Consider the following 4,055-nt stretch of genomic DNA (forward strand, 5'->3'; position numbering starts at 1 on the left):
AAAAAAATGGGCCACGAGATTGCTCTCGGGCCCAATAGGTATGAAGGTCAAAAACCTCCAGAGGGGAACAGCTTCTGCGGCGGCACTGGGAGGAGTAGGCCGCCAAAGGTGCATCAGCTGCAGTCGATATGGTGCTTTCCCCGCCGTCGCGCAAGAGAGGGCTGCGCATGGCAGCCATGCGGAGACCGGGCAGCAGCCGCGCCGCGCCGGCGGCCAAAAAAATGGGCCTCGAGATCGCTCTCGGGCCCAATAGGTATGAAGGTCAGAAACCTCCAGAGGGGAACAGCTCATGCGACGGCACTGGGAGGAGTAGGCCGCCAAAGATGCATCAGCTACACAGGATATGGTGCCGTCCGGAGCAGGGATCAAGAGAGGGCTGCGCATGGCAGCCATGCGAAGACCGGGCAACCGAGGCGCGCCGTGTCAGCGGCCAAAAAAAATGGGCCTCGAGATTGCTCTCGGGCCCAATAGGTATGAAGGTTAAAAACCTCCAGAGGGGAACAGCTCATGCGGCGGCACTGGGAGGAGTAGGCCGCCAAAGGTGCATCAGCTACACACGATATGGTGCTTTCTTGAGCAATGAGCAAGAGAGAGAGGCGCATGCCAGCCATGCGGAGACTGCATGGCTATCAGATTGCACGAAATTTGTGCAAACTCCGCTCTGCCGGTTTAACAGCCGTTGGCGCCGGGAGGGGGCATTCCGCCCCGGGCCACGGGGCTGCCTCAGTAGCTCCAGTTGCGCGCCTTGTTGATCAGGAAGTCGCGGAACGCCTTGAGTTTGGCGGCATTCTTCATTTCCTCGGCGTAGCAGAAATAGGTGTCGAAGGTGGGAATGTCGGCCGGGATGGAGAGCTGCACTAGCGCCAGTTCGCGGTTGATCATGTAGTCGGGCAGCAGCGAAATCCCCGCGCCGTTGATGGTGGCGCGGCGCACGGCGGGCATGTTGTTGATCTGCAACTGCGCAATTCGCGGGTTGTCCGGCGTCCGACCGGCGATCTCGAGCCAGTTGACGTCGCGCAGATAGTTGGGCGCGGGCTCGCCGAAGGTGATGATTCGGTGGTGGTCGAGGTCCTCCAGCGACTTGGGCTCGCCGTAGCGGGCGAGATAGGAGGGCGCGGCATAGGCGTGCATGTGCACGGTGAACAGGCGGCGCTGGATCAGCTCGGGCTGCTGCGGCTGCCTGAGCCTGATGGCGCAGTCGGCCTGGCGCATGCCGATGTCGAGCTCCTCATTGTCGAGCAGCAACTGCACCTGCACATCGGGATAGAGCGACTGGAATTCCTGCACCTTCTCGGTGAGCCATCCCTGGCCGAAGCCGACGGTGGTGGTGACCCTGAGCTTGCCCGAGGGCCGCTCGCGGGTCTCGGTCAGCCGGGTGCGTACCGATTCGAGCTTCATCAGCACTTCGTGCGCCGTCTGGTAGAGGATCTCCCCCTGTTCGGACAGGATCAGCCCGCGCGCGTGGCGGTGAAACAGCTTGGCGCCGATGTCCATCTCCAGCGCCGACACCTGGCGGCTGATGGCCGATTGCGACAGATGCAGTTTCTCCGCCGCATGGGTGAAGGACCCGGCTTCCGCGGCCGCGTGAAAAATACGCAGTTTATCCCAGTCGAGTGACACCAAGCTCCCGTCCCCCTGGCCCGTTGTTCGGGCCTTGATCTGGCGCTTGTGCGCCTATTCCGCAGCTTCAGCGTGTCTGACGTGACCCGCCAGATATCGTTCCGCCTCCAGAGCCGCCATGCACCCCATGCCCGCGGCGGTCACCGCCTGACGGTAGATGTCGTCGGTGACGTCGCCGGCGGCGAAGACGCCCGGAACATCTGTGGCAGTCGAATCCGGCGCTGTCCAGAGATAGCCGTTCGGCTTGTGCCTGAGCTTGTCCTTGAACAGGCTGACGGCGGGGGCATGGCCGATCGCCACGAACACGCCGTCAATCGGCATCTCCGTGGTCGCGCCGGTGTCGCGGTTCCTCAGCTTCACCCCGTTGACCGAGGCGGGCATCGGCGGCCGGGCCGGCTCGCCCAGGAACTCGATCACCTCGGTGTTCCAGATCACCTTGACGTTGGGCTTCTCGAACAGCCGCTGCTGCAGGATCTTCTCGCCGCGGAATTCGTCGCGGCGGTGCACCACGGTGACTTCGGCGGCGAGGTTGGACAGGTACAGCGCCTCCTCCACGGCGGAGTTGCCGCCGCCGACCACGATCACCTTCTTGCCGCGGTAGAAGAACCCGTCGCAGGTGGCGCAGGCGGAGACGCCGAAGCCCATGAAATCCTTCTCGCTCGGGATGCCCAGCCACTTGGCCTGCGCGCCGGTGGCGATGATCAGCGCGTCGCAGGTCCAGACCTGGCCCGAATCGGTCTTCACGGTGAAGGGACGGCCGGTGAGCTCGACCTCGGTCACCAGGTCGTTGACGATCTCGGCGCCGACATGCTGGGCCTGCTGGAGCATCTGCTCCATCATCCAGGGACCCTGCACCGGTTCGGCGTAGCCGGGATAGTTCTCGACATCGGTGGTGATCATCAACTGCCCGCCCTGCTCCATGCCGGCGATCAGCACCGGGGTGAGCATGGCGCGGGCGGCGTAGATCGCGGCGGTGTAGCCGGCGGGGCCGGAGCCGATGATCAGGACGGGGACATGGCGACTGGACATGGGGAATCCTCGGACAATGTTGCGAGGGGCCATTTTGGGCCATCCTCCGTGACGCGGCAATGACGAATCCCGCAGTCTTGCCGTGGGCAGCGAATGCGTTCTTCGTCTTCGTGCCTATTTAGGTGCGTCAAAGCCCGTGTTTCAAGCTTTGCCGCGCGGTTACACACAGAACATCGCTTCTCAAAGCTTCGAGATCTCTTTACAGAGCCGGCACGCTGACGCAATAAAGTTTCGCCGCGCCGCCGGTTTCGTGCGGTAGACGCGGTCGCAAACAGGAATGACCTCATGGTGATCAAGGCCGAACTCGACGCGATCGATCTCAAGATCCTGCGTGAACTGCAAAATGACGGACGCATGACCAATGTCGAATTGTCCGAGCGAGTGGGCATCTCCGCGCCGCCCTGCCTCAGGCGGGTGCGCAAGCTCGAGCGGGCGGGAATCATCCGCGGCTACCGGGCGCAGCTCAATGCGCCGAGCCTGGGCTTCGATCTGGTCGCCTTCTGCATGGTCGGGCTCAAGCACCAGTCGGACGCCAATCTCAAGGCCTTCGCCGCCCGCACCAAGGAATGGTCGATCGTCCGCGAAACCTGGATGGTGTCGGGGGAGAGTGATTTCCTGCTGCATTGCGTGGCGCGCAACCTCACCCATTTCCAGGATTTCGTCATCGAGGAACTGACCGCCACCGACAATGTCGACACGGTGCGCACCCTGCTCACCATCCGCCAGGTCAAGGACGAGGGGCTGGTGGCGCTGTAGCCCGGGCTTTTGGGAAAAGCCCGCGGGCAGGATCCGGTCAGGCCTACGACCAGAGCTCTTCATAGACCGCGTTGACGGCCTCGGCCTCGGCCGCCACGCTGAAATGCTCCACCGCCCGGGCGCGCGCGGCCGCGGCCATCGCCGCATGGCGGTCCGGATCCGACAGGATCGCCACGGTTTCCTGCGCCGCCATGCCCGGATCGCCCCCGGCGATCACCAGGCCCGCCGCGCCGCCGCCCGAAAATTCGCCGAACCAGCCGGCGTCGCTCGCCACGAAGGGCACGCCCGAGGCCATCGCCTCGAGCGGCGTGACGCCATAGCCCTCGTAGCGCGGCAGCGCCACCAGGAGGCTCAGCCCGCGCACCAGGCCGGGCAGGGTGTCGGGGCCGATCTCGCCCGGAAACAGGATCCGCTCCGTCAGCCCCGCGGCGGCGACTTCGGCCTTCAGCCCGGCGAGGAAGGACGCGTGTTCGGGCGCGGCCTTGCCGATCGCCAGCGCCGTGGTCCCGGGCAAATGCGGCAGGGCGGCAATCATCGCCGCGACGAAGCGGTCGGTGCCCTTTTCCGGCCGGATGCGGCCGATGGCGGCGATGCCGGCCGCGCCGGGATAGCCGGTCGCCGACCAGGCGTCCGCGCGCGCGGCGGCGGGG

4 protein-coding genes are annotated in these 4,055 nt (G+C 64.9%); 1 reads left to right on the forward strand and 3 read right to left on the reverse strand.

Annotation, left to right across the window (positions count from 1 at the left end):
• Positions 1–723: 723 nt before the first annotated feature.
• A complete protein-coding gene (locus tag LL06_RS24105; protein ID WP_035533113.1) occupies positions 724–1,620 on the reverse strand; it encodes a LysR family transcriptional regulator in 897 nt (298 codons plus the stop codon).
• A gap of 54 nt (positions 1,621–1,674) precedes the next feature.
• Positions 1,675–2,649: a thioredoxin-disulfide reductase gene (gene trxB, locus LL06_RS24110; RefSeq protein ID WP_035533109.1), complete on the reverse strand. Its 975-nt coding sequence runs from the start codon at positions 2,647–2,649 to the stop codon at positions 1,675–1,677.
• A gap of 285 nt (positions 2,650–2,934) precedes the next feature.
• On the opposite strand from trxB, the gene LL06_RS24115 reads away from it, so the two are divergent.
• Entirely contained in the window at positions 2,935–3,405 is a 471-nt protein-coding gene (locus tag LL06_RS24115) for an Lrp/AsnC family transcriptional regulator (protein ID WP_081964169.1), read from the forward strand.
• A gap of 43 nt (positions 3,406–3,448) precedes the next feature.
• On the opposite strand, the gene LL06_RS24120 is transcribed toward LL06_RS24115, so the two are convergent.
• A partial coding sequence (locus LL06_RS24120) for a glycosyltransferase family 4 protein (protein ID WP_035533111.1) occupies positions 3,449–4,055 on the reverse strand: 607 nt, incomplete at its 5' end.

Origin of the sequence: Hoeflea sp. BAL378 (assembly GCF_000759435.1) — a bacterium.
GTDB lineage: Bacteria > Pseudomonadota > Alphaproteobacteria > Rhizobiales > Rhizobiaceae > Hoeflea.

Coding starts and splice junctions, on each gene's coding strand:
- trxB (WP_035533109.1), bottom strand. CDS start 2,649: ATGTCCAGTCGCCATGTCCCCGTCCTGATCATCGGCTCCGGCCCCGCC.
- LL06_RS24115 (WP_081964169.1), top strand. CDS start 2,935: ATGGTGATCAAGGCCGAACTCGACGCGATCGATCTCAAGATCCTGCGT.